The 21,676-nt window shown below is 63.4% G+C and carries 19 protein-coding genes; 1 reads left to right on the top strand and 18 read right to left on the bottom strand.

Features of this window, described 5'->3' with window-relative positions; all coding sequences use genetic code 11:
• Window positions 1-92: 92 nt before the first annotated feature.
• Both AB7532_RS17920 and lipA read right to left on the bottom strand, forming a co-directional pair.
• Window positions 93-575: a type II toxin-antitoxin system RatA family toxin gene (locus tag AB7532_RS17920; protein WP_441236088.1), complete on the bottom strand. Its 483-nt coding sequence runs from the start codon at window positions 573-575 to the stop codon at window positions 93-95.
• A 6-nt stretch (window positions 576-581) separates the two neighbouring features.
• On the bottom strand, window positions 582-1,538 hold the full coding sequence (gene lipA, locus AB7532_RS17915) for a lipoyl synthase (RefSeq protein WP_441236087.1): 957 nt from the start codon (window positions 1,536-1,538) through the stop codon (window positions 582-584).
• Window positions 1,539-1,668: 130 nt separating this feature from the next.
• Here lipA and AB7532_RS17910 point away from each other — a divergent pair, with 130 nt between their 5' ends.
• Window positions 1,669-2,271, top strand: a complete 603-nt coding sequence (locus AB7532_RS17910; protein ID WP_441236086.1) for a DNA-3-methyladenine glycosylase — start codon at window positions 1,669-1,671, stop codon at window positions 2,269-2,271.
• An 11-nt stretch (window positions 2,272-2,282) separates the two neighbouring features.
• On the opposite strand, the gene AB7532_RS17905 is transcribed toward AB7532_RS17910, so the two are convergent.
• From AB7532_RS17905 to AB7532_RS17830, 16 genes are all read right to left on the bottom strand, one after another.
• Window positions 2,283-5,159, bottom strand: coding sequence for a valine--tRNA ligase (locus AB7532_RS17905; RefSeq protein WP_441236085.1), 2,877 nt, complete (start codon window positions 5,157-5,159; stop codon window positions 2,283-2,285).
• Between the two features lie 129 nt (window positions 5,160-5,288).
• Window positions 5,289-6,068, bottom strand: a complete 780-nt coding sequence (locus AB7532_RS17900; RefSeq protein ID WP_441236084.1) for a PopZ family protein — start codon at window positions 6,066-6,068, stop codon at window positions 5,289-5,291.
• A 306-nt stretch (window positions 6,069-6,374) separates the two neighbouring features.
• On the bottom strand, window positions 6,375-7,766 hold the full coding sequence (locus AB7532_RS17895) for a TolC family outer membrane protein (RefSeq protein ID WP_441236083.1): 1,392 nt from the start codon (window positions 7,764-7,766) through the stop codon (window positions 6,375-6,377).
• A 206-nt stretch (window positions 7,767-7,972) separates the two neighbouring features.
• Window positions 7,973-8,635, bottom strand: coding sequence for a protein-L-isoaspartate O-methyltransferase family protein (locus tag AB7532_RS17890; protein ID WP_441236082.1), 663 nt, complete (start codon window positions 8,633-8,635; stop codon window positions 7,973-7,975).
• Window positions 8,636-8,769: 134 nt separating this feature from the next.
• Window positions 8,770-8,949: a hypothetical protein gene (locus AB7532_RS17885; protein ID WP_441236081.1), complete on the bottom strand. Its 180-nt coding sequence runs from the start codon at window positions 8,947-8,949 to the stop codon at window positions 8,770-8,772.
• A 207-nt stretch (window positions 8,950-9,156) separates the two neighbouring features.
• Window positions 9,157-10,161 (bottom strand): ABC transporter substrate-binding protein, encoded by a 1,005-nt coding sequence (locus tag AB7532_RS17880; RefSeq protein ID WP_441236080.1) that lies wholly within the window; start codon window positions 10,159-10,161, stop codon window positions 9,157-9,159.
• Window positions 10,158-12,260 carry an adenylate/guanylate cyclase domain-containing protein gene (locus tag AB7532_RS17875; protein WP_441236079.1) on the bottom strand — a complete coding sequence of 701 codons (2,103 nt, stop codon included), beginning with the start codon at window positions 12,258-12,260 and terminating at the stop codon, window positions 10,158-10,160. The genes AB7532_RS17880 and AB7532_RS17875 overlap by 4 nt, the downstream gene beginning before the upstream one ends.
• A gap of 21 nt (window positions 12,261-12,281) precedes the next feature.
• Entirely contained in the window at window positions 12,282-13,298 is a 1,017-nt protein-coding gene (locus AB7532_RS17870; RefSeq protein ID WP_441236078.1) for a SphA family protein, read from the bottom strand.
• Window positions 13,299-13,359: 61 nt separating this feature from the next.
• Complete coding sequence (locus AB7532_RS17865; RefSeq protein WP_441236077.1) at window positions 13,360-14,787, bottom strand: DUF1254 domain-containing protein; 1,428 nt, start codon at window positions 14,785-14,787, stop codon at window positions 13,360-13,362.
• 23 nt (window positions 14,788-14,810) lie between these two features.
• Window positions 14,811-15,830: a DUF1214 domain-containing protein gene (locus AB7532_RS17860; protein ID WP_441236076.1), complete on the bottom strand. Its 1,020-nt coding sequence runs from the start codon at window positions 15,828-15,830 to the stop codon at window positions 14,811-14,813.
• Between the two features lie 12 nt (window positions 15,831-15,842).
• Complete coding sequence (locus AB7532_RS17855) at window positions 15,843-16,784, bottom strand: HlyD family secretion protein (RefSeq protein ID WP_441236075.1); 942 nt, start codon at window positions 16,782-16,784, stop codon at window positions 15,843-15,845.
• Window positions 16,784-17,023 carry a DUF3302 domain-containing protein gene (locus AB7532_RS17850; protein ID WP_441236074.1) on the bottom strand — a complete coding sequence of 80 codons (240 nt, stop codon included), beginning with the start codon at window positions 17,021-17,023 and terminating at the stop codon, window positions 16,784-16,786. The genes AB7532_RS17855 and AB7532_RS17850 overlap by 1 nt, the downstream gene beginning before the upstream one ends.
• A 9-nt stretch (window positions 17,024-17,032) precedes the next feature.
• A complete protein-coding gene (locus AB7532_RS17845) occupies window positions 17,033-18,085 on the bottom strand; it encodes a DUF1254 domain-containing protein (RefSeq protein WP_441236073.1) in 1,053 nt (350 codons plus the stop codon).
• A 67-nt stretch (window positions 18,086-18,152) separates the two neighbouring features.
• Window positions 18,153-18,662 (bottom strand): hypothetical protein, encoded by a 510-nt coding sequence (locus tag AB7532_RS17840; protein ID WP_441236072.1) that lies wholly within the window; start codon window positions 18,660-18,662, stop codon window positions 18,153-18,155.
• 71 nt (window positions 18,663-18,733) lie between these two features.
• Window positions 18,734-19,714 carry an HAD family hydrolase gene (locus AB7532_RS17835; RefSeq protein WP_441239301.1) on the bottom strand — a complete coding sequence of 327 codons (981 nt, stop codon included), beginning with the start codon at window positions 19,712-19,714 and terminating at the stop codon, window positions 18,734-18,736.
• Window positions 19,715-19,845: 131 nt separating this feature from the next.
• Window positions 19,846-21,669, bottom strand: coding sequence for an arylsulfatase (locus tag AB7532_RS17830; RefSeq protein WP_441236071.1), 1,824 nt, complete (start codon window positions 21,667-21,669; stop codon window positions 19,846-19,848).
• Window positions 21,670-21,676 lie beyond the last annotated feature (7 nt).

Here is a 21,676-nt window from a genome sequence, read left to right as displayed (position 1 = left end):
AAGCAATCCAGAATCCCTCCACGGAGAGAGTCTGGATTGCTTCGTCGCTTCGCTTCTCGCAATGACGGCGGAGAGAGTGTGCCCCGTAGAAACTACGACGACGCCAGCTTCGGCCGGCCGTAAATCGCGTCCGCCCGCTTTTCGAACGCGATGGAGAAGCGCGCGAAGGCGGCGTCGAACATCGAGCCCATCAGCATCGCCAGCATGCGGCTCTTGAATTCATAGGCGAGGAAGAAGCCGACGTCGCAGACGCCATTGCCCTGCTCCTGACCTTTGGGCTCGAACGTCCAACGATTTTCGAGGTTGCTGAACGGACCTTGCAGATATTCGACCAGAATCTTCAGATTGGCGCGGTCGAGCGTCACGCGGCTGGTGAAGGACTCCTTCACCAGCTTGAACGACACCGTCATGTCGGCAACCAGCACCTCGGTACCGTCGGGCTTCGCCATGCGCTGGCGCACCTTCAGCGCGCTGCACAGCGGCACGAATTCCGGATAGCGCTCGACGTCGGCGACCAGATCGTACATCTCGGACGCGCTGTGGTTGACACGGCGCTTGCTCGAAAATTTGGGCATGGCGGTTCAGCGGGCGGTCGCGGCCCGCGCGGCCTTCAGTCTCGCAAAGTCCTCGCCGGCATGATGCGACGAGCGGGTGAGCGGGCTCGCCGACACCATCAGGAAGCCCTTGGTGTAGGCGACCTTCTCGTAAGAACTGAACTCGTCCGGCGGCACATAGCGCATCACGGCGTGGTGCTTGCGGGTCGGCTGGAGATATTGCCCGATGGTCAGGAAGTCGACGTCGCCCGAGCGCAGGTCATCCATGACCTGCTGCACCTCGTGGCGCTCCTCGCCGAGGCCGACCATGATGCCGGACTTGGTGAAGATGCTGGGATCGAGCTCCTTGACCCGCTGGAGCAGCCGGATTGAGTGGAAATAGCGCGCGCCGGGCCGCACCGTGAGATAGCGCGACGGCACGGTCTCGAGATTGTGGTTGAACACGTCCGGCCGCGCCGCGACGACGATTTCGAGCGCGCCTTCCTTGCGCAGGAAGTCCGGCGTCAGGATCTCGATCGTGGTGGTGGGGCATGCGGCCCGGATCGCCCGGATGGTCCGGGCGAAATGCTCGGCGCCGCCGTCGGCAAGGTCATCGCGATCGACCGAGGTGATGACGACATGCGCGAGGCCCAGCTTGGCCACGGCTTCGGCGACATTCTCAGGCTCGGCCGCATCCAGCGCATTGGGCATGCCGGTCTTGACGTTGCAGAAGGCGCAGGCACGGGTGCAGGTGTCACCCATGATCATGAACGTCGCGTGCTTTTTGTCCCAGCACTCGCCGATGTTCGGGCAGCCCGCCTCCTCGCATACCGTGTGCAGGCCGTTGGCGCGCACGATGTTGCGGGTGTCGGAATAGCCGCGGGTATTGGGCGCGCGTACGCGGATCCAGTCCGGCTTCGGCGGCGAAGCGGAATCGGGGCGATTCACCTTTTCGGGGTGACGCGGGCGCAACGGGTTCGAGATAGTGTCGACAATAACGACCATGATCTGTCCGGTCTGTTCAGGTCCTACCTAGTCGGTCTGCCTGCCTGCCGCAACCCGGCTCGCGCCGCTTCAGGGAACATGGCAGATATGGGCATTATCCTGCTCTGTTCTCAGGCGATTCTCACCTCGAATGGCTCCAGTCTCGAAAGCCTCCACACCGCGGCTCGGCAAGGCCCTGAAGCGCGGTTTTTTCGACCGCGACGTCCGGGAGGTCGCGCCCGATCTGATCGGCGCAACGATGCTGGTCGACGGCGTCGGCGGGATCATTGTCGACGTCGAGGCCTATCATCATACCGAGCCGGCGGCGCACTCGTACAACGGCCCGACGCCGCGGAACCAGATCATGTTCGGCCCGCCCGGCTTTGCCTATGTCTACCGCTCCTACGGTATCCACTGGTGCGTGAACTTCGTCTGCGAGGAGGCAGGATCGGCCGCCGCCGTGCTGATCCGCGCACTGGAGCCGACGCATGGCCTGGCCGCGATGCGCCGACGCCGCCATGCGGTCGATGTCCATGCGCTGTGCTCGGGCCCGGGCAAGTTGACGGAGGCGCTCGGCATCACGATCGCCCACAACACCCTGCCGTTGGACCGGCCGCCGATCTCCCTGCATGCGCGGACGGAGGATGTGGATGTGGTGGCCGGCATCCGGATCGGCATCACCAAGGCGGTCGAGCTGCCCTGGCGCTATGGCGTCAGGGGCTCGAAGTTTCTCAGCAAGCCGTTCCCGAAATAGGCCCAAGAGGCCTAGGTGGCCTGCTTCAGCCGCTCCAGCGCCTCCAGCAGCTTGGCCTTGCGGGCCAGCGCGGCCTCGCGCTTTTCGCGCTCCTCCTCGACGACCTCCTCGGCCGCGTTGGCGACGAATTTCTCGTTCGCCAATTTGGACTCGGCGCGCTTGATGTCGGCGTCGGCCTTGCCGATTTCCTTGTCGAGGCGCGTGCGTTCGGCGGCGACGTCGACGACGCCCTTGATCGGCAACGCGGCCACCTCGCCGCGTACGAGAAGCTGGACGGCGCCGTCGGGCGCTTTGTCGGCGAAGGAGATGTCCGACAGTCGGGCCATGCGCTTGATGACGTCGGTCCAGCGCGGCGCACGCTCCTTCGTCTCGGCCGAGGCGCCCGCGAGCACCAGCGCCGTCAGCGTTGCCGGCGCGATGTTCATCTCGGCGCGCACCGAGCGGATCTGCGTCACGAGGTCGATCACCCAGCCGATCTCGGCTTCCGCCTTGGGATCGGTGAAGTCGGCATGATCGAACATCGGCATGATCAAGGCCGCCGAGATCAGCGGGTCGGTGGGACCTGCCGCCGCCGCCAGGATCGCCAGTTGCTCGGGCGACGGATCAGCCGGCTTCAGCGGCCAATCCGCCAGCGCGAGCAGGCCGTCGCGCTTGGTCGTCACCTCCCACAGCTCTTCGGTGATGAAGGGCATGAAGGGGTGCAGCAGTTTCAGGATCTCGTCGCGCGCCCAGGCGACCATGGCGCGGGTCTCGGCCCGCAGCGGGCCGTCCGCGCCGAGCAGCGCAGGTTTTGCAAGTTCGACGTACCAGTCGCAATAGACGTTCAGGACGAACCGGTACATTGCGCTCGCGGCATCATTGAAGCTGTGGGCTTCGAGAGCCTCCGTCACTTCGCGCGTGGCGTGCGCCGTCTCATGTGCGATCCAGCGATTCAGCGGCTCCTTCGCCTTCGCCGGCTCAAAGCCTTCCGGCACGACGCACTCGTTCATCTCCGCGAAACGGCAAGCGTTCCAGAGTTTGGTCGCAAAATTGCGATTGATTTCGACGAGCTGCGACGACAGCTTGATGTCATGCGTGTGGGCCGCCTCGCGTGCCAGCGCGAAGCGGAGAGCGTCAGCGCCGTACTCGTCGATCAGGTTGAGCGGGTCGATGACGTTGCCTTTCGACTTCGACATCTTCGCGCCCTTCTCGTCACGGACGAGACGATGGATGTAGACGGTCGAGAACGGCGGCTCCTTCATGAAGTGAATGCCCATCATCATCATCCGGGCGACCCAGAAGAAGATGATGTCCCAACCCGTGACCAGCACATTGGTCGGGTAATAGCGCTGCACCTCGGGTGCGTCTTCCGGCCAGCCGAGCGTCGAGAACGGCCACAGCGCCGAGGAGAACCATGTGTCGAGCACGTCCTCGTCACGCGTGATGAAGCCTTCGCGCTTGTTGCGGTCGAGCGCCATCTCGCGGCCCTGTTCGACCGTGATGACCTCCTGCTCGACGTAATAGCCGAGCGCATGGCCGATCGCCTCCTCCTCGGTCTCGGCGACGAACACCTTGCCGTCCGGGCCGTACCAGGCCGGGATCTGATGGCCCCACCACAACTGGCGCGAGATGCACCAGGGCTGGATGTTCTCCATCCACTCGAAATAGGTCTTTTCCCAGTTCTTCGGCACGAACGTCGTTTCGCCCGAACGCACCGCGGAGATCGCCGGCTTTGCCAGCGTCTTGGCGTCGACGTACCACTGGTCCGTGAGATAAGGCTCGATCACAGTGCCGGAGCGATCGCCATGCGGCACCATGTTGGTGTGCGGCTCGATGCGCTCGACGAAGCCGAAACTTTCCAGCCGCTCCACAATGCGCTTGCGCGCAGCGAAGCGATCGACCTTGTGAAACTCTTCTGCGAATTGCGACGCGCCTTCCGGCAGGTCGCGCAGATAATCCTCGTTGTCGAGGAGATCGAGGCAGCCTTCCTTGTCGAGCACGCTGATGCGGCGCAGGCCGTGGCGATTGCCGACCTCGAAGTCGTTGAAGTCGTGCGCCGGCGTCACCTTCACCGCGCCCGAGCCCTTTTCCGGATCGGAATAGTCGTCGGCGACGATCTGCACCTTGCGGCCGACCAGCGGCAGGATGATGTGCTTGCCGACCAGCTTCTGGTAGCGCTCGTCCTCGGGATGCACGGCCACGCCGGTATCCCCAAGCATGGTCTCGGGGCGCGTGGTGGCGACGACGATAAAGGTCGAGGGATCCTCGGGGTTGAACGTCTTGCCCTCGATCGGATAGCGCAGATACCAGAGGTGACCCTTCACCTCGGTCTGCTGCACTTCGAGATCGGAGATCGCAGTGAGCAGCTTGGTGTCCCAGTTCACCAGCCGCTTGTCCTTGTAGATCAGGCCGTCGCGGTGCAGCTCGACGAACACCTTGACGACGGCCTTGGACAGACCCTCGTCCATGGTGAAGCGCTCGCGCGACCAGTCGCAGGACGCACCAAGCCGCTTGAGCTGGTTGATGATGGTGTCGCCGCTCTCGGCCTTCCACTGCCAGACCCGCTCCAGAAACTTCTCGCGGCCCATCTCGCGGCGGCCAGGCTGCTGGCGCTCCATCAGCTGCCGCTCGACCACCATCTGGGTGGCGATGCCGGCATGGTCCGTCCCGGGCTGCCACAGCACGTCGCGGCCGCGCATGCGCTCGAACCGGCACAGGATGTCCTGGAGCGTGTTGTTGAGGGCGTGGCCCATGTGCAGCGAGCCCGTCACGTTCGGCGGCGGGATCACGATGGTAAAGGGCACGGCGTCCTTGCGGTCGGGGCGACCGGCCTTGAAAGCAAGGCTGTCCTCCCACACGACGGACATGCGGGCTTCGATATCGGCGGGCTGGTAATTTTTCTCGATCATGGGCTGCTAGAAAGCCGCGCGCGAGGGGCAAGTCAACGGGAAAGCCCGGCGGCAAAACGGCTTCCCAGCCCGGCTGGAAGGCCAATGATGACGCCTGAGCGGGGCTTTATGAGGGCTTTGCGGCCGCTCTTACCGGCCGCCGCGCGAGACCCGCTCGATTTCAGCCTTCACGATGCGTTCAACCAGGCCCGGCAGATTGTCGTCGAGCCAGGATTTCAGCATCGGACGCAGCATCTCCTTGACCAGATCCTCGAGCGTCCGCGCATTGCTGCTGAGCACCGTGTGGGCCAGCGAGTTGAAGGCCGATTCGACCGCCGAGACGGTCGATTGCGCCAGGATCGGCTGCTGCGGCGGCATCGGCGGCGCATCGAAATCCACCGGCGCGTAGGACGCTGCCGGCGTCGGGCGCGGCGGCGGCGATTCGGCAAATTCCAGATCGTCGCGTGGCTCGACCTTGCGGAAGCTGGGCGGCGGTGGAGACGGTGTCGGCTCCATCGCCATCGCCATCTCGTCGGTCAATTCGAGCACATCGGGCTCCGGCTCAGGCTCGGGCTCGGGCTCGGGTTCCGGAGCGCGGACCTCTGGCGCCGTCGTGGCTGAGTCGAGCCCTGCCAGCAGCGCATCGATATCGTCCTGGTTGTTGGACGCATCCGCCGCGGGCGCAGGCGGTGGCGGCGCTGGAGCCGGCTTGGCGGCCGGCGGTGCGGGCTTCTCGGCAGCTGGCTTGGCGGCGGGAGCGACCTTGGGGGGCGGAACGTCGTTCGTCGCCTGCGGCTTCGGTGCGGGCGCAGGCGCGGGCTTCGCAGCTTCGGCCGGCGGCGGCTTGGCCTCATCGTCGGCAATGATGCGCCGGATCGAGGCCAGAATCTCCTCCATCGAGGGTTCTGTGACCTTTGCAGGCTGCGTCATCTCCGACTCCACATCATCAACGCCCTCGCATGCGTTGTTTTACACCAAGCACGGCAGGATTGGCCGGTTCCGCAACGGACGCCCTGACATTTTCGTCGCGGCGGCCCGACTTGTCCCCAGTTCACGGCTCAACGTGCAGCGGTGCGCCCCTGCCCTCGGCACTCAAGCTTTACGCACACGACATCGGATGCGGGGCGAATCGACCCGCATCGTCATGGCAAGGCTATGTCAGGGATTTTGATGATTGCAAGCAAAGCACCGGTCGGCCCCGGCTGTTTGGGAGGCCGACCGGATGACTACGGGGACTTAGCGCCCGTCAGGCGTGCGCACGCCGGACCAGCTGTCGCGGACCTGATGGTAGTGAACGCTGGGGTCGTAGACAGTGGTGTTGAGACCGAGCACCTGAGGTGCGAGACGACCGACCGCGTTGAGCACCGAATAGGACGCCACCACGCGGTCATGCTGGGCAGTAACGAGCGCAACGCGCGCGTTCACCAGCGCCTGCTGTGCGTTGAGCACGTCGAGCGTGGTGCGCTGACCGGCCTTGGCTTCCTCGCGCACACCGTTCAGGGCGATCTCGGACGCCGTCACCTGCGCCTGCGCGGACTTCACCTGCGCCTTGCCGGCTTCCAGCTGACCCCAGGCCTGCACAACGTTGGCGCGGGTCTGGTCGCGGGTGGTCTCGAGATTCAGGCGCTGCTGCGCCAGGTTCTCTTTCGATTGGCGGATCAGCGCATATTCTGCGCCGCCCTGAAAGATCGGCACGGATGCCGTCGCGATGGCAGACGCAGTCGTCGTTTTGAAGACCGTCAGGGTCTGCTCGGTCGACTGGGTGACGCCAGCCTGGACCGTGAGCGTCGGCAGCAGTGCGCCTTCGTTGATCTTGACCTGGAGGTAATTGACGTCGATGCCGAACATCGAAGCCGTAACGTTGGGGTTTTCCACCAGGCTGAGATTGACCGCGGATGCGATCGTCGAGGGCAGGAAGCGATCGACCGGCGAGCCCGGAGCAAGAGCCGCCGGCTCGTTTCCGATGATCCGGCGGAAGTTCGCGCGTGTCGTCGTGAGATTCGATTCGGCGGTCAGGGCTTGCGTTCTGCCGGCAGCCAGCTGCGCCTCGGATTGCGCGACGTCCGTGCGCGTCACCTCGCCGACGTTGAACCGATCGCGCGTTTGCTTGAGCGTCTGTTCGAGCACGCGCACGTTGCTGCGCTGGACTTCGAGGTTTGCAGCATCGCGGAGGTAGTCCATGTAGGCTGTGGCAGCCTGCAGCAAGACCGTCTGCTCGAGCACACGCAACGCCTCGCGGGACCCCGAAACCTGGCTCTCAGCCGCGCGCGTCCTGTTGGCAGTCTGATTGCCGTTGTAGAGCGTCTGGTTGACGGTCAGGCTCGCGCTGTTGGGCTGAAGAGGGGGAGTGCTATAGATCGACGTGCCCTTCTGCGTCTGCTGGATATCCTGATATTGATAGCCGCTGCTGAGGCTCAAATTGACCTTGGGCCGATAGCCCGACAGAGCCTGCGGCACGTTCTCGTCGGTCGAGCGCACCTGCGCGCGCTGCGCGTTGAGCTGCGGATTGTTCTGATAGGCGCGCACCAGCGCCGCCTCGATCGTGTCCGCCAAGGCAGGCGCCGGCCCGGCAAGCGTCAGCAACAGGACCGAAACAGCAGCTCCGGTGAAGAGCTTCACCCCATGCATCCCTGAAATTCCGTTCATTCTAACGCCCGGCTCGTGCCCGCGAGCTGGGTTACCGTCTACCGAGTGGAGTCGTTGCCCCGCCGCAACATAGGACGCGGAATGGCGCGACGGAACTACCTCAAGGTAGTTCCCGGTGGAAACTCTTCACGTGCAGCATCCCGGCCACACTTCTGATTCAGAACGGGATTTTAACAGGGTTTGGGCCGTCAGAAGACGAAGGCGGCGGCCCGTTCCAGCCCCGGCAGGACCGGAGCCGCGGCATCGAACAGCGCCCGATGCCCGAATTCCCCGTGGGTATGGGCCACGATCATGGCGCGCGGCGGCCGGGATTCGGCCGACACCCCTACCAGACGTCCCCCCTCCTTGAGTTGCGCCAGCAATCCTTCCGGCGTCACCTCGGTGGCGCCGTTGAGGATGATCACATCATAGGGAGCAGCCGAAGAGTCGCCCTCGGTGCAGGCCGCGGCCTTGCACGTGACGTTGGCGAGCCCAAGGGCGGCAAATGCATCCTTGGCCTTCGCAGCCAGCGTCGAATCGCATTCGGTCGCAGTGACCTGACGGGCGAGCTTTGCCGTCAACGCCGCGAGATAGCCCGTGGCACAGCCGACCACCAGTACGTTGTCCCCCTCGCCGATCTCGGCAGCCTGGAGCAGCTTGCCGGTCAGCTGCGGCTTGATCAGGAAGCGCTTGGCGCCCCCTTCGCTCACGTCGAGATCAAGGTCTAGATAGGCCAGCGCCTGCTTGGCCGCAGGCACGAAGGCCTCGCGCGGAACCGTGAGCATGGCGTCGAGAACGCGGCGATCAGTGACGTCGTTGGTGCGCACCTGGCCATCGACCATTTTGAGGCGCGCGGTCGAGAAACCGGACATTTGCGGACCCTGAAATGCGGACGACGCCGCGGAAAGTTGGCGGCATCTTTGGAACAGGCTCCGCGAAAACGCAACACGTCCGTTGGCCCGGTCGGACCAGCGCTGCGCAACTCAGGGCATCGCGCGCGAGATGGCTATTCGATCGTGACCGCCAGACGGCTGATCAGAGCGGCGACCTCGTCGAGCCGCGTCGAATCGTGTTCCTCGACGGCACGCGCGAGACAGGCCAGGCACTCATCATCGCTGAGTTCGGGAACGTCTGCCGGCATAATCGAGGGGGCCATCTGGGAACGGTCGACCTGGATGTCTGGCATGGGATTCAGCTCCGTAAAAATCCGGCGTCCGCCAAGCTCGATTTGAATTAAGTCGAATTGGCGTCGCCCGTACGACACGACCGCGCCCCTACGCACACAACTGCTTGAACGCTCGATTCCCGCTAAGACATGCCTGAAGCGACATCGGAAACTGCATCAGAACGCAGCTTCAACGCATTGAAAATACGAAAGAATATATTCCTCTACTCAGGCAATCGTTGAAAGATAGAGCTGCGTGTCGAAATAGTCCGCGGCGCGCACCGGTGCGGTGACGCCGGCATCCGTCATGAAGAAGTCGCTGACTTGCTGGAGCCATTTCACGACGGTGCCGTCGGAATACAGCCGCTTCCATTCGCGCGCCGAGTAGAGCCTCTGCGCCTTGAAGGCTTCCGCGATGTCCGCGGGGCGCGACTGCTTGTAGTGCGCCTGGAGCGCCTCCGCCGCTGCGGCCGGGTTGCGCACCATGTAATCGTTCGCGTCGGCCCATGCGCGGACGATCCGGGCCAGCACCTCCCTATGCCCCGCATAAAACTCCATCCGCGCGGCCCAGCCGCCGAGCACGGCGGATTGCGGATAGAAGGCGGAGGCGTCCACCAGCTTGACCGCATCCGGCAATGCCTCGCGGACCGCAATATTGAAGGGCACCCACAGCGCCACGGCCGGCACCTCGCCGGCAATGAACGCCTTGACGGCGGCGGCCATGCTGCCGTTGACGATCTCGACGTCGGACGGATTGACGTTGTTGGCGCGTAGCGCGCGATCGAGAAAGATGTGCGCGGTGGTCTTCAGCGTCGTCGCGATCCGCTTGCCCCTGAGATCGGCGATCCCCGTCACGCCGAGTGTCGGCCGGACCCAGAGCTGCGCGGTTGCAACCTCAATGTCGTTGATGAGGAAGCCCCGGCCACGGCCAAGCGCCAGATAATTGGAGATGACACCGCCGGCCGAGAGGACATCGAGATCGCCCCGCGCCATGGCCTCGAAGACCTCGGGGCCGGTGTTGAACTCGTGCAACTCGAAATCGATCCCCTCGCGGTCGAACGAGCCGCGCTCGAGTCCGGTCCAGATGTGTCCGTCCACGGCGACCACGTGGAGATAGCCAAGCCGGACTTTGGTGCGGGCCTGCGCGATGGCGGGTGCGGCGACGACCGACAGAGCGGCGAAGGCTCCGCCCCGGCGCAGCAGCTGCCGCCGATTGATAGCACCTCCGCTCATGCCGCCGCCCCCGGATTCCGGGTCGCAGACCGAAATTGCTGGGCATGAAACAGCGCAATGCCATCCCTGGGGTAGTCGTGCAGGAAGCCCGACAGCCGGACGAGGGTCGTCTCCGCCGCGCCGTCCTGCACGATCGCCGCAAACACCTCGTCCCAGCGACGACACATCGCAATGTCGGATTCGTCGGCTTGCGCGATCTCCCCGCGGAGCTCGCTGACCTCGATCGGGTCGGCAAATCCCTTGGGCCTGATGCTGTCAACGCTCCGGAACAGGAACGCATTGTCCACCCGTGCGCGAACGGCTGAACTGACCAGCACCCGCGTGCCGTAATTCTTGTTCAATCCCTCCAGCCGCGACGCAAGGTTGATGGTGGCGCCGAGCGCCGTGTAGTTCATCCGGTCGCTCGAGCCGATATTGCCGACCACGGCATCGCCGACATGCAGGCCGAAGCGTGTGTCGTAAGCAGGCCAGCCCTCGCGCCGAAACTCCTTGTTGAGCGTTTCGTTGGCGGCAAGACAGGCCAGGATGGCGCGGCAGGCGTTGACGGTGTGGTCGGGATCGTCCGCCGGCGCGTTCCAGAATGCCATCACGGCATCGCCGATATATTTGTCCACCGTGCCCTGGTGCCGCATGATCTCGTCCGACAGAGCGGCGAAATAGCGCGAGGTGTAAATCATCACCTGCGACGGGTCGGCGCGCTCGGTCTTGGCGGTGAAGTCGGCGACATCCGTGAACAACACCGTCACCTCGCGCCGCGAACCGCCGAGACTGAGGGACGAGCCGGTCTCGATCAGCTGTCGCACGATTTGCCGCGGGATGAAGCTGGCAAAGCTGCGCACCACGCTGCGCATCGTGAACACCGAGCGGCCGAGTTCCTCGATCTCGGCGATGGTCGAATGGATGCGCGGCCGCTCGGCGATCTCGAACCGCTGGATCTCGTCGGTCTGTTGGACGATGTTGCGAAGCGGCTGCGCCATCAGCGATCCCAGCCAGAACGCGAACGGAAGCGTCGCTCCGACAAAGGCCAGTGCGAGCGCAAACAGCGTGCGGCGCTCGTTGATGATCTGGGCGTAGAACTCGTCGAGCGGGGCGACCATCGCCATGCGCACATTGGCCGAGCCGGCCGTGTCGAGCCGATGAACCGCCGCGACATAGGTTCGGCCCGACGCGTCGGCAAAGAATTGCTGGGCCGCCCCACCGTCCCGCCAGGAGCGGATGATCGGCACCAGCGCAGGAAGCTTGAGCGCGCCGATCTGCGGCAGGTCGTCCTGGCGCTCCGGAATCTCCGCCATCAGACGGCTCATCTCGGGATGGCCGACAATGCGCCCGAAATCGTCGAACAGGAAGGCGAGCCCGGACGGCCCCAGTTTCTGCTGCGCCAGCATGTCCTCGAACCGGTTGAGGAGCACATCTCCGGCGACGACGCCACGGCGTCCCTCCTTCAGCGGTGTCCGCAGCGTGTAGCCGGGCTCGCCAGGAGCGTAGAAGATGTAGGGTCCCGTCAGCAGCGTCTTGTCGTTCCTGAACGCCTCCACATACCAGGGCCGTTGCCGCGGGTCGTAACTCCGCGGGCCCGCGACCTCCGCGACCTGGATGAGATTCTCGGAGAGATATTGCGTGACCGGTGCGGCCCCCGCCGTGCGCGAGATCACGACCAGCCGGAAGGCCGCGTCCTCGTCGATGTTCAAGCTCTTCCGGAAAGCTGGCTTGGCGCGATCAATCACGTCCATCTCGATGAACGAACCATCCTCGTAGCCGACATAGAGATTGTAGAGTTGCGGATTGTTGCGCAGCATGGCGGCCATCAGGCCATAGAGCCGCGAATTGTCCGCGATGTCGGCCTCCTGGATCGGCGGCAGGCCGGCGAGAATGTCGAGATTGTCGCGAACGTTCTTGAATTGCTCGTCGACGTGATCGGCCCCTAACTGCGCCACCTTCTCGATGAAGCCGGAGGCCGCGGTCCGCGTGATGACGGTCACGCGCTCGAAGCTGAGATAGACCAGCGTCAGACCGACAAGCAGCACCACGCCTACGAACACCGTGATGATCGATGTCTGGAAGCCGATGCGAAATACGCGCTTTGTCTTCTCCCCGGTCATCGGAGCTCTGTGACGCCTCCGTCAGTACTTTCGAGCGATGGGCTTTGTCGTGGCTGGTGGCGACGCGGCCTGGGAGAGCGAGAAGGTCACCCAGGTCGACCAACTGCTCGGCCGGTTCTCGACCTCTAGGTCCTTGTAGCCGCGGATATTGAGGTAGCCCTGATAGCCGTCGGACATCGGGATCATGAACCCGATCTGCGGACCGATGCCGACCGACTGCCCCCTGAATCCGCCGAGCTTGGCGCCCGGGCCGCTGTCATCGGTGATCTGCTGGAGGTAATAGCCGGCGATGCCGACATGGATGGTCTTGCTCACGAATTGCGAGGCGGCCCAGTCGACGTGAAAGTCCATGCCGTTCTGGTATTGCAATGCGCCGTTCATGAAACTGTAGGTGAGGCCGCCGACGATCGAGAACTCGTGGCCGCTCTTCGGGTCGAGATAGGTGTAGCCGACGCCTGCGTCGATCGCGGGAAAACCAAAACTCAAATTCGCGAGCCGGCTGGAATCGTAGGTGCCGCTCGGGATGTTGCCGGTGATGTAGACCAGCTCGTTGTGGACGCCTTGATTCCATTTCAGCGTGCCCTGGTAGAACACGTCGGTCAGCGTTGTGCGGTTGTCGTTGACGCCGCCCGAAATGGTGTTGCCGCGCGGGCCGGTCAATGTCGCATCGATGCCGACGCCGATATTGCCGGGCGCGGTGAGCAGCGTGAAGGCGGCCTGGCCGCCGAGCACTGGCATCGCCGAGGTATAGGTGATGCCCTGGACCACCGCATCGGCATGTGCGTTGAGTCCGGCGGTCACCGATCCCGGAATTCCGCCGCTCGTGACGAAGTTCTGTCCGCCACCGGCCTTTTCGTTGAGGTGAATGTAGATCGTCGAATAGGCCCATCCCGGCGCGACCGGCACGGCGGCGAGGCTGCCGAAGATGCCCGGAAGCCAGAAGCTGACGCCGCCCGAGGCGGCGAAGGCAGGTTGAGCCGTGAAGCTCGCCAGCGCCAGCACCATAGCAAGCTTTGCCTTCCGAAGATGTCCCGTCATGTCGTGTCTCCCCATTGTCGTCACGTCATCCACCCGAACGCATCACGCTCGTCCAACCGCACTACTTCGTGGCACCTCCGATCGTCGTGGCGACGCGCTCGACGTCGGGCAGCTTCCAGCTGTGATCGAACAGCGGCTGCTCGGGCCCATAGAGACGGAACAGCAACTCGAACTTCCGCGCGGGATCGGTCGGCACCCAATTCGCCTCCTTGCCCTCCGGCGCCTTCGGACCGAAATAGACGTCGACCGAACCATCAGCATTCTTCGCGATGCCCGGGCTGATCGAGGCACGGCTTGCGCTCGGCATGTTCCGCACCAGTGCATGCGTCTCGCGATCGTAGACCGTTGCCGACCAGTACTGCTTGACCGGCACATTTGCCGGCACGGTCAGGCGATAGGTGGCGGCGCCCTCGAAGGGCTGGCCGTCCTTGTCCTTGTTGGCCATCAGATAGAATTGCGCTGTGCCGAGCCGTTTGATGCCGGTGAAGCCGAGCGTGTAGCTGACCCCGCGCAAATCGACCGGGTATTCATTTGGATCGGCATATCCGGTGCTTGCCGCCTTGACCATCTGCGGCACGGCAGCCGGGAACCAACGGATTCCCGGATTGATCACGGGGAATCCGGAATCGTAGCCCTGTTCGAGTATTGCATGGGCCTCGCGTGCGGCCTGATCGAGCAGTGCGGTCGTTTTCTGATCCGGATTGAAGGTCTTGCCCTTGGCGATACCGATGGTCGCGAGCTGATCGATCATGACGCGGTCGCGATCTAGCCACGGCTCGTTCTGTACGACACGGTCGAGGCCCCGGTAGAAGCTCGCATCGAACGGAATCGTGGAATCGAACAGGAGATCATAAGCGTCTGTGAAGTTGGTCGTTGACGGATCCTTTGCTTGCGCGAGTGGATAGACCTTGACCTGCTTGCCATAGGCGACCGATTTGGCCACGTCGGCATCGCCGTGACTGGCAAGATTGGAGCGCAGCAGCGCGAAGCCGCTGAACGTGTCGGACTGGAGCGCGATATAGCCGGCGGGAGTGTCGCCCTTATAGCCAGGCGGCAGGATCAGGTACTTGCCGCCCTGCCCCTTGTCGGCCCCCTCGGGCCCGGCGTCCTCCAGCGGCGTCTGCCACACCGTGACGATGTTGCCCGCGATCGAACCGCCTTGCGCCGGTGGAATTTCGATCACGACCGGACCGTCCTTCACGTTCCAGAACGACATCAGATAGATCGAATCCGGATTGGGCGTCAGCGTCTGGTTCTTCCAGTTCACTGGCTTCGACCAGTAGATGATCTCGTTCGGCTTCGCCTTGGTCGTCTTGAGCATCGTCTGGAGCATCAGGTCGGTGTTGACCGCCGGCATGCCCCAGATCATCGCCTCGACCGCGCGGCGCTGGATGTTTCGCGCGGCAAGTTCATCCGGCGACAGGTTTTGCGCGTGCACGTTTGCGGCCATCAGTATCGTGGCCACGAGCCCGGCGATTACATGTCTCATGACAGACTCCATCTGTTCCGCCTTCAGCCCACCGGCTTCGGCTCCGGGAATTTCCACTTGCCGTTCAGAATCTCGGAACGCGGGCGATAGAGCCGGACGGTGTAATTCCAACCCTTCATGATCGGCAGGCAGTTCGAGATCTTGCCGTCACAACCGCCGAACTGAACCACGGTCGCGCCGTCGGCCGACTTCGTCGCCGTCAGATTGTTGAGCGCGTAGGCGTTGTACGGGTTCTTCTCGAAATAGCCCTCGGCGTTGTAGAGGCTGATCGACCAGAAGCCGTCGACCGGGACGTTGGCGGGAACGGTCAATCTGTAAACGGTACTGCCGTCGTTCTTCTCGGGATTGAAACTAAGATAAGTGGCGTCCTTGTCGGGATTGCCGCCCCATCCGGCGGCCGTTCCGATCAGATGCCGGACTGGATCGACCTGCCCCTTGGCGCCGAACGTATTTTTGAAACCGCCTGCGGTTGACGCCAGCACCAGGAGGGCGTCCCGCACCTTCTTCTGACTGACCGGATCCCAGTTCGGGATTTCGAACTTGCCGGGGGCCTTCTGGCTGATCGTGACGGCATCCTGGACCGTGTGAACCTTCTCGACATCCTTGGGATCGTTAGGATCGACCAATGTCCGCAGTCCGATTAAGCCATAGCGCGTTCCGACCTTCTTCCGATCATAAGTGTAGCTTCCAGCGCCATACTCGATGTCGCCGACGATGTAGTGATCCTCGTTGACCACCATCAACGACCGGAATCGCTTGCCTGCGTCCGGCAGCTTGATCGTGACCGGCCCCGCATCGAGATCGACGACGGCCATGGAATACAGCGTGTCGCGATTGGACCGGATGACGCCCTGCTTGTCCATCGCCATTGGCTCGCGATGGTGAAACAGCTTGCCCGTGCCGCCGGCGTCTTTGAGGCCGTTGCTGAAATAGAGATCGGACTCCGCCCGGGCAAAATTGTCGACTGTGACCGGAACGGGCGATTGCGCGTGCGCGCTCGACATCAGGAGAAGGAACGAAGCCGTCAGCGCTGCTCTTTTCATGTGTTCCCTCACCTAGAACGGATTGACGTAGTTCAGGATCGCGACCTGTCGCAGGATCACGCGGCGCACGACGTGGGTCGGCGTGACTCGGTCGGTGTAGATCGCCGCTGTCCCGGCGCTGCCAGCCGGCAGCCGCTTGACGAACTCGGCATCGTCGAGCCTGACGCGCACGACGAAAGGCGTGGCTTCGATCGCCTTCGGCATCACAGCCGCTCCCGAAATCTGCACCTGCCCCGGCGCGATCGCCTGAAGCACGCTCTCGACCTTGCCGGCGAAGATCTGCCCCGGCGCGAACTTGAAGGTCGCTTCGACCTCCTGCCCCGGCGCGACATAGCGCGCGTCGATCTGGTTGATCTCGACGCCGATGATGGTGCCGGAGGTATCGATGAACGCCATCACTGGCGACAGCGGCAGGTTGGCGACGCGAGCGCCCTTGCGCAGCGCGAGGTTGGTAACGTAGCCGTCGGTCGGCGCGCGCACGATCGTCTTGTCGAGATTCCACTGGGCGGACTCGAGCTGGCCTGCGAGCTGATCGGCTTCGGACTGGCGCTGCTCGACATCGAAGCCGCGGCCGGCGTCGCGTTCGTAGAGCTGCGTCATCTGGCCGAGACGCGTTTTCGCCAGCTTGAACTGGGCGTCGATCGCCTTGACCTGCGCGGCATAGGGCGTGGGATCAATTTTGAACAGCACATCGCCGGACCTCAGCGGCGCGTTGGCGACAACAGGAACATCCGTCACCTCGCCTGCCACGTCGGGCACAATTGAGACCGCATTGCGCACGACCAGCGCGTTGCCCTGCGGCGCGCCCCACCCCATCGGGATCAGCAGGCCGAACAGCAGGAGCACCATGACAATTGCGGGCGATGCCTTCCAGAACAGGTTGAAGCGCACGATGTTGAAGTGCACCAGCAGGAAGAGCAGCACGAGGTAGGTGTTGAAGATCGCGACGCCCATCACGCATCTCCCGCCTTGCGCGCGGGCACGTCGAGATAGGCCCAGATGAAGGCGATCGGCCACAGCGCGAAGCCGAAGAACAGCGTGACCCAGCCGGCGACCGTCACGGCTTGCGCATGCGGATGGTTGCGCGATGTCGCGATGTGTCCGGGCAGCCATCCGGCGATGCAGACCACGCCGATCGCGCTGGCGAGCAGGATCACCAGCACGATCCAGGCGAAGACGTCGTATCCGCTCATCGCAAGCCTCTAGCTAGCCGGTCGGGGCTCAGGGAATTTCCATTTTCCGTTCAGGATTTCGGGGCGGGCGCGATAGAGCCGCACCGTGTAACTCCAGCCGTTCATGATCGGCAGGCAATTGGGAATCTTGCCGTCGCAGCCGCCGAATTGAACGGAGACGGATCCGTCGGCATTCTTCTTCGACGTGACGTTGTTGAGCGAATACGCGTCGTAGGGGTTCTTCTGGTAGTAGCCATCGGCGTTGTAGAGGCTGACCGACCAGAAGCCATCGACGGGCACGTCCCTGACGTCGAGCTTGTAGATCGTGCTGCCATCGTTTCTTGGCGGCGTGTAGTTGAGATAGACGGCATCCCTCCGGGGATTGCCACCCCATGTCGTTGCCGCCGAGATAAAGCGCTGGATGGGATCGACCTGTTCCTTGGTGCCGAAGGAGCGGCTGGTGTCCGTCACCGTGGTCCCCAGCACGATGAGCGCGTCTCGGATCTTTTTCTGGCTGACCGGATCCCATTTCGGGACATCGAACGTCCCTGGACCTCCTGGCTGGTCAACCTTGATGGCATCCTGAAGTGCATGAACCTTCTTCACGTCAGTGGGGTCATTGGGGTCGAGCAGCGTTCTGATGCCGACCAGCACGTAACGTGTTCCGATCTGTTGCCTCGTGATGGTGTGCTTGCCGGCACCGTAGGACGCCGGCTGCGAATATTCGTCCTGGCTGATCAATTGCATCGACATGAAGCGCTTGCCGGCATCCGGGAGTGTCACCGTCACGGGACCGGCATCGAGATCGAACACCGCTGCGGAGTAGAGCGTGTCGCGGTTCATCCGGACGACCGTTTGAGCATCGATCGGCGACAGTTCGCGGTGGTGCTCGAACCTGCCAAAACCGCCCTCCCTGACCGCGACGGCGCCAAGATAAAGATCGGACTCCGCGCGGATGAAGTTGTCGACGGTGACGGGCACGAGGCCTCCGATCTGAGGCTTCGACGGCGATTGTGCCTGGGCCGCGTTAATGGCAACGACGGCCGCAATCACCGTTGCAATCATCAGCTTTGGCTTCACCATGATCCACCTCTCGCGCCGGCCTCTGCCGTGGCCGGGTGCTTCAAGCCTTGGCGAACTCCGTCCGCCATCACTGGCAGTAGTCCCAGAAGCCCTGGGTCCGGGTCGGATCGGTGTAGTACCAGCACATGCCCGGTGCGGGCGCAGCGCCTGCCCAGGCGGCTGCCGTCGCCGCCGTTACGAAACCGATCGCCGCGCCGGCAGCGATCGCGCCGCCCCTCGGCCAGTGGTAATTCCCCGGCCGCGCCCAGCCGCCGCGTCCGGCGACCGCAGTCGTGTGGCGAACAGCGACGTTGCCGCGTGGTCCCCTGACGGCCGTGGTGCCGCGATAGGCTGCCCCACGCGGACCGACGGCAGCACCGCCGCGATGAACGACGGCACCGCCACGGGGGCCGACGGCCGCTCCGCCACGGCGCCCGGCGGCACGGACCTCGATGAGGTCAGGTGGCGTCGCGGTATCATGCTGGATCGCGGCGGGTTGAAGTGGAGCAGCCGATACGCCTGTAAGCGGAACGGTCATGCCCGTCGCCAGCATCAGAACGCAGCTTGCCAGTCGGGTCAGATGAATATGATCGGACATTGTCGCACCTCTTCTTGCGCTTCTGCGTATTGCCCATCAGCTCCGTCACCGAATTCGTACGCGGCCCTTCGTCATTGCGCCGCTCCCGTGCTGCCACGCTCGAACGCAAAGACGGTCTTCCAGTCCTTCGCCATGTCGACGACGGTCCAGCCGCGTTGCACGGCTTCATCCCAGGCCTTGTCGAGCTGGCCGATTTTGGACGGGCGGTCGTAGGCATATTCGCGCGTCGCATCGGTGTGGTGGACGATGCCGAGGAAGCGCGCGCCGGGCCCGGCCGCGGTCCATTGCAGCATCTGCTGATCACCGTCCGAATTGCCGAAGGCGAGGATCGGGCGGCGCCCGATGAAACGGTTGATACCCGATGCCTTGCCGGGCCCGTCGTCGATGAACTCGACCTTGGGCTGCTTCATCAGCACCGGCCGGCCGTCGGCGCCGGTCTTGAACTGCGTCACGCCGGACGAGCCGACCACCTGCTCCGGCGGAATGCCGTAAGCCTTCTCCATCCAGGGCCGCATGAATTCCACGCCGCCGCCCGACACGACGAAGGTCTTGAAGCCGTTCGCGCGCAAATAAGCGAGCAGCTCCCCCATCGGCAGGTAGATCATCTCGTTATAGGGACGGTTGAACCGCGGATGCCGCGCCGTCGAAAGCCAGTCCAGCACGGACCTGGAGAAATCCTCGGTGGTCATGCCGGTGTGGGTCGCTGCCATGACCTGAAGCAGCCCCTTTTCGCCGGCCGCTGCCAGCGCCTGCCTGTCCTTCGTCAGCAATGCCTTGAAGGGCTGCTGCGATGACCATTCCGGGTGCTTCGGCGCCATCGTCTTGATCTGATCGAATGCGAACGCGAGCTGGAAATAGACCGGCTGCTCGCACCACAGCGTGCCGTCATTGTCGAACACGGCGATGCGCTCGGAGTGTGCTACGAAATCCGTCCCGCCCTCCTTCGTAACCCTCGCAACGAAATCCGTGATGGACGCCTTCGTCGCGCCGTCGTTCCAGGACGGCAGCGGATCGGTCTGGGCGAAGGCAGGGGCGTACGCCATTGCTGCCATGCAGGCCACCAGCAGCGTCACGACAACCGATTGGCGACCAATGGACAACGAGACCATGCCAAATCTCTGACGAGAGGTGTGGGATAGTCTTCACGCCGTCGCGCCACCGGCCGGCGTGAAGACTGTTGAGATCAGCGCTGCTGAAGCCGCTGTTCGATCATCCTGTTCAGCCCGCCACGAATTCGGTCAATATCGAGGCTCCCCTTGAGCGACTGCTTCGTCTTGATGTCATCCATCATGCTTTCCAGGATATTCGCGGGATTGAAGCTTGGCGGGAACGAGCGCGGCGGGAAATCCTTGAACGTCACGATGAACTCGGAGACTTCATCGATCATCCCATACACCTGACCGGCGTGATTCATGAAGTAATCCCAGAAAGTGTTCGAGGTGATATCGGCCCGCTCGAACGGGTCCTGCATCAGGTTGAAGATTTTCTGCATGCGCAACGTCGTAAGAGGCTCGGCCCACACACCCATGGTGCCCTGCAGACGCTGCTCGGAAAAAATGTACTTGTAGTCGCCTGATCTGAAGCCCACCAACAAGCCGTCATCGTCGGCGTAGAAGAACTTGCTGCGCGCGCTCTTGGTGCCGTTGTTGATCGCCGCGCTGCCGCTGACGTTGCGCAGGAATGCCGACTGGTCGTAACCGTCGAGGTGGACCTTGTAGTTGATGCCGTTGGCGGTGTAGCCGGCCTTGAGCTTGTTGACGATGTCGGGTTCGCCGGCGATCGAACACAGCGTTGGTATCCAGTCGTTATGGCTCATCAGCTCATTGCTGATAGTGCCGGGCTTGATGGTGCTTGACCAGCGAACCAGGCACGGCACGCGAAAAGCACCTTCCCAGTTGGTATTCTTCTCGGAGCGAAACCAGGTCATGGCGCCGTCCGGCCAAGTGTTCATGTGCGGGCCGTTGTCGCTCGAGTAGACGACAATGGTGTTGTCCGCGACGCCAAGGTCGTCGAGAGCCTTCAAAAGGCTGCCGACGGTGTCGTCGTGCTCCTGCATGCCGTCGATATATTCGCTGTCGCCATGGGTATAGCGGCCGCGATGCTCGGCGCGAACATGTGTACGCAGGTGCATGCGGGTGCCGTTGAACCAGACGAAGAACGGCTTCCCCGCCGCCTTCTGCCGTTTCATGTAGTCGATCGCCGCCGCGGAGGTTTCGTCGTCGATCGTTTCCATGCGCTTCTTTGTCAGTGCGCCAGTGTCCTCGATGGTCTGCTTGCCGATCTTGCCGAACCGCGGATCGACCGTTGCGTCTTCGACATCAGTCGCCTTGCACCGGAGAACACCGCGTGGACCGAACTTGGCCTTATAGGCCGGGTCTTTCGGATAGTCCGGAAGCTCCGGTTCTTCCTCGGCGTTGAGGTGGTAGAGATTGCCGAAGAACTCATCAAAGCCGTTCACGGTTGGCAGCGACTCATTCCGATCGCCGACATGGTTCTTTCCGAACTGGCCGGTGGCGTAGCCCAGATTCTTGAGCAGACCGCCCACGGACGGATCCAGCTGGCTCATGCCCATGGGGGCACCGGGATAACCGACCTTGGTCAGCCCGGTGCGAATGCCGTGCTGACCGGTGAGGAACGCAGCGCGACCAGCGGTGCAAGACTGTTCACCGTAATAGTGCTGCATCTTGACGCCCTCACGGGCGATGCGGTCGATGTTGGGCGTCTCGTAGCCCATCAGCCCGCCGGAATAGGCGCTGATGTTCGCGATGCCGACATCGTCGCCCCAAATGACGAGGATGTTTGGCTTGCCGCCCGCGGGCGTTGGGCTGGTCGCCGGCGCAGCAGACGGCGCGGCCTTCTGGGCTTGCGCCAAAGCTTCGGAGGTGAGCGTTGCCGCGGCGACGATGGAGGAAGTTCCCAACAAGAGATTTCGGCGATTGATCGGCTGGTCGGCTCCCGGCTGGCTATTCCTGTCGGACTGATTGTTGTTCTTCGACTCGCCGCTCATGCGATAC

The organism is Bradyrhizobium sp. 930_D9_N1_4 (assembly GCF_052076015.1).
In the GTDB taxonomy this organism is placed as follows: domain Bacteria; phylum Pseudomonadota; class Alphaproteobacteria; order Rhizobiales; family Xanthobacteraceae; genus Bradyrhizobium.
Note: the sequence above shows the minus strand (reverse complement) of the source record. Positions and strands in the feature narration are given on the sequence as shown.

What these genes read in the sequence shown, in the direction of transcription:
- AB7532_RS17900 (WP_441236084.1), bottom strand. Translation starts at nt 6,068, where the DNA reads ATGACGCAGCCTGCAAAGGTCACAGAACCCTCGATGGAGGAGATTCTG.
- AB7532_RS17920 (WP_441236088.1), bottom strand. Translation starts at nt 575, where the DNA reads ATGCCCAAATTTTCGAGCAAGCGCCGTGTCAACCACAGCGCGTCCGAG.
- AB7532_RS17835 (WP_441239301.1), bottom strand. Translation starts at nt 19,714, where the DNA reads ATGGCAGCAATGGCGTACGCCCCTGCCTTCGCCCAGACCGATCCGCTG.
- AB7532_RS17840 (WP_441236072.1), bottom strand. Translation starts at nt 18,662, where the DNA reads ATGTCCGATCATATTCATCTGACCCGACTGGCAAGCTGCGTTCTGATG.
- AB7532_RS17845 (WP_441236073.1), bottom strand. Translation starts at nt 18,085, where the DNA reads ATGGTGAAGCCAAAGCTGATGATTGCAACGGTGATTGCGGCCGTCGTT.
- AB7532_RS17910 (WP_441236086.1), top strand. Translation starts at nt 1,669, where the DNA reads ATGGCTCCAGTCTCGAAAGCCTCCACACCGCGGCTCGGCAAGGCCCTG.
- AB7532_RS17890 (WP_441236082.1), bottom strand. Translation starts at nt 8,635, where the DNA reads ATGTCCGGTTTCTCGACCGCGCGCCTCAAAATGGTCGATGGCCAGGTG.
- AB7532_RS17860 (WP_441236076.1), bottom strand. Translation starts at nt 15,830, where the DNA reads ATGAAAAGAGCAGCGCTGACGGCTTCGTTCCTTCTCCTGATGTCGAGC.
- AB7532_RS17870 (WP_441236078.1), bottom strand. Translation starts at nt 13,298, where the DNA reads ATGACGGGACATCTTCGGAAGGCAAAGCTTGCTATGGTGCTGGCGCTG.
- AB7532_RS17865 (WP_441236077.1), bottom strand. Translation starts at nt 14,787, where the DNA reads ATGAGACATGTAATCGCCGGGCTCGTGGCCACGATACTGATGGCCGCA.
- AB7532_RS17855 (WP_441236075.1), bottom strand. Translation starts at nt 16,784, where the DNA reads ATGGGCGTCGCGATCTTCAACACCTACCTCGTGCTGCTCTTCCTGCTG.
- AB7532_RS17885 (WP_441236081.1), bottom strand. Translation starts at nt 8,949, where the DNA reads ATGCCAGACATCCAGGTCGACCGTTCCCAGATGGCCCCCTCGATTATG.
- AB7532_RS17875 (WP_441236079.1), bottom strand. Translation starts at nt 12,260, where the DNA reads ATGACCGGGGAGAAGACAAAGCGCGTATTTCGCATCGGCTTCCAGACA.
- AB7532_RS17830 (WP_441236071.1), bottom strand. Translation starts at nt 21,669, where the DNA reads ATGAGCGGCGAGTCGAAGAACAACAATCAGTCCGACAGGAATAGCCAG.
- AB7532_RS17880 (WP_441236080.1), bottom strand. Translation starts at nt 10,161, where the DNA reads ATGAGCGGAGGTGCTATCAATCGGCGGCAGCTGCTGCGCCGGGGCGGA.
- AB7532_RS17895 (WP_441236083.1), bottom strand. Translation starts at nt 7,766, where the DNA reads ATGCATGGGGTGAAGCTCTTCACCGGAGCTGCTGTTTCGGTCCTGTTG.
- AB7532_RS17905 (WP_441236085.1), bottom strand. Translation starts at nt 5,159, where the DNA reads ATGATCGAGAAAAATTACCAGCCCGCCGATATCGAAGCCCGCATGTCC.
- lipA (WP_441236087.1), bottom strand. Translation starts at nt 1,538, where the DNA reads ATGGTCGTTATTGTCGACACTATCTCGAACCCGTTGCGCCCGCGTCAC.
- AB7532_RS17850 (WP_441236074.1), bottom strand. Translation starts at nt 17,023, where the DNA reads ATGAGCGGATACGACGTCTTCGCCTGGATCGTGCTGGTGATCCTGCTC.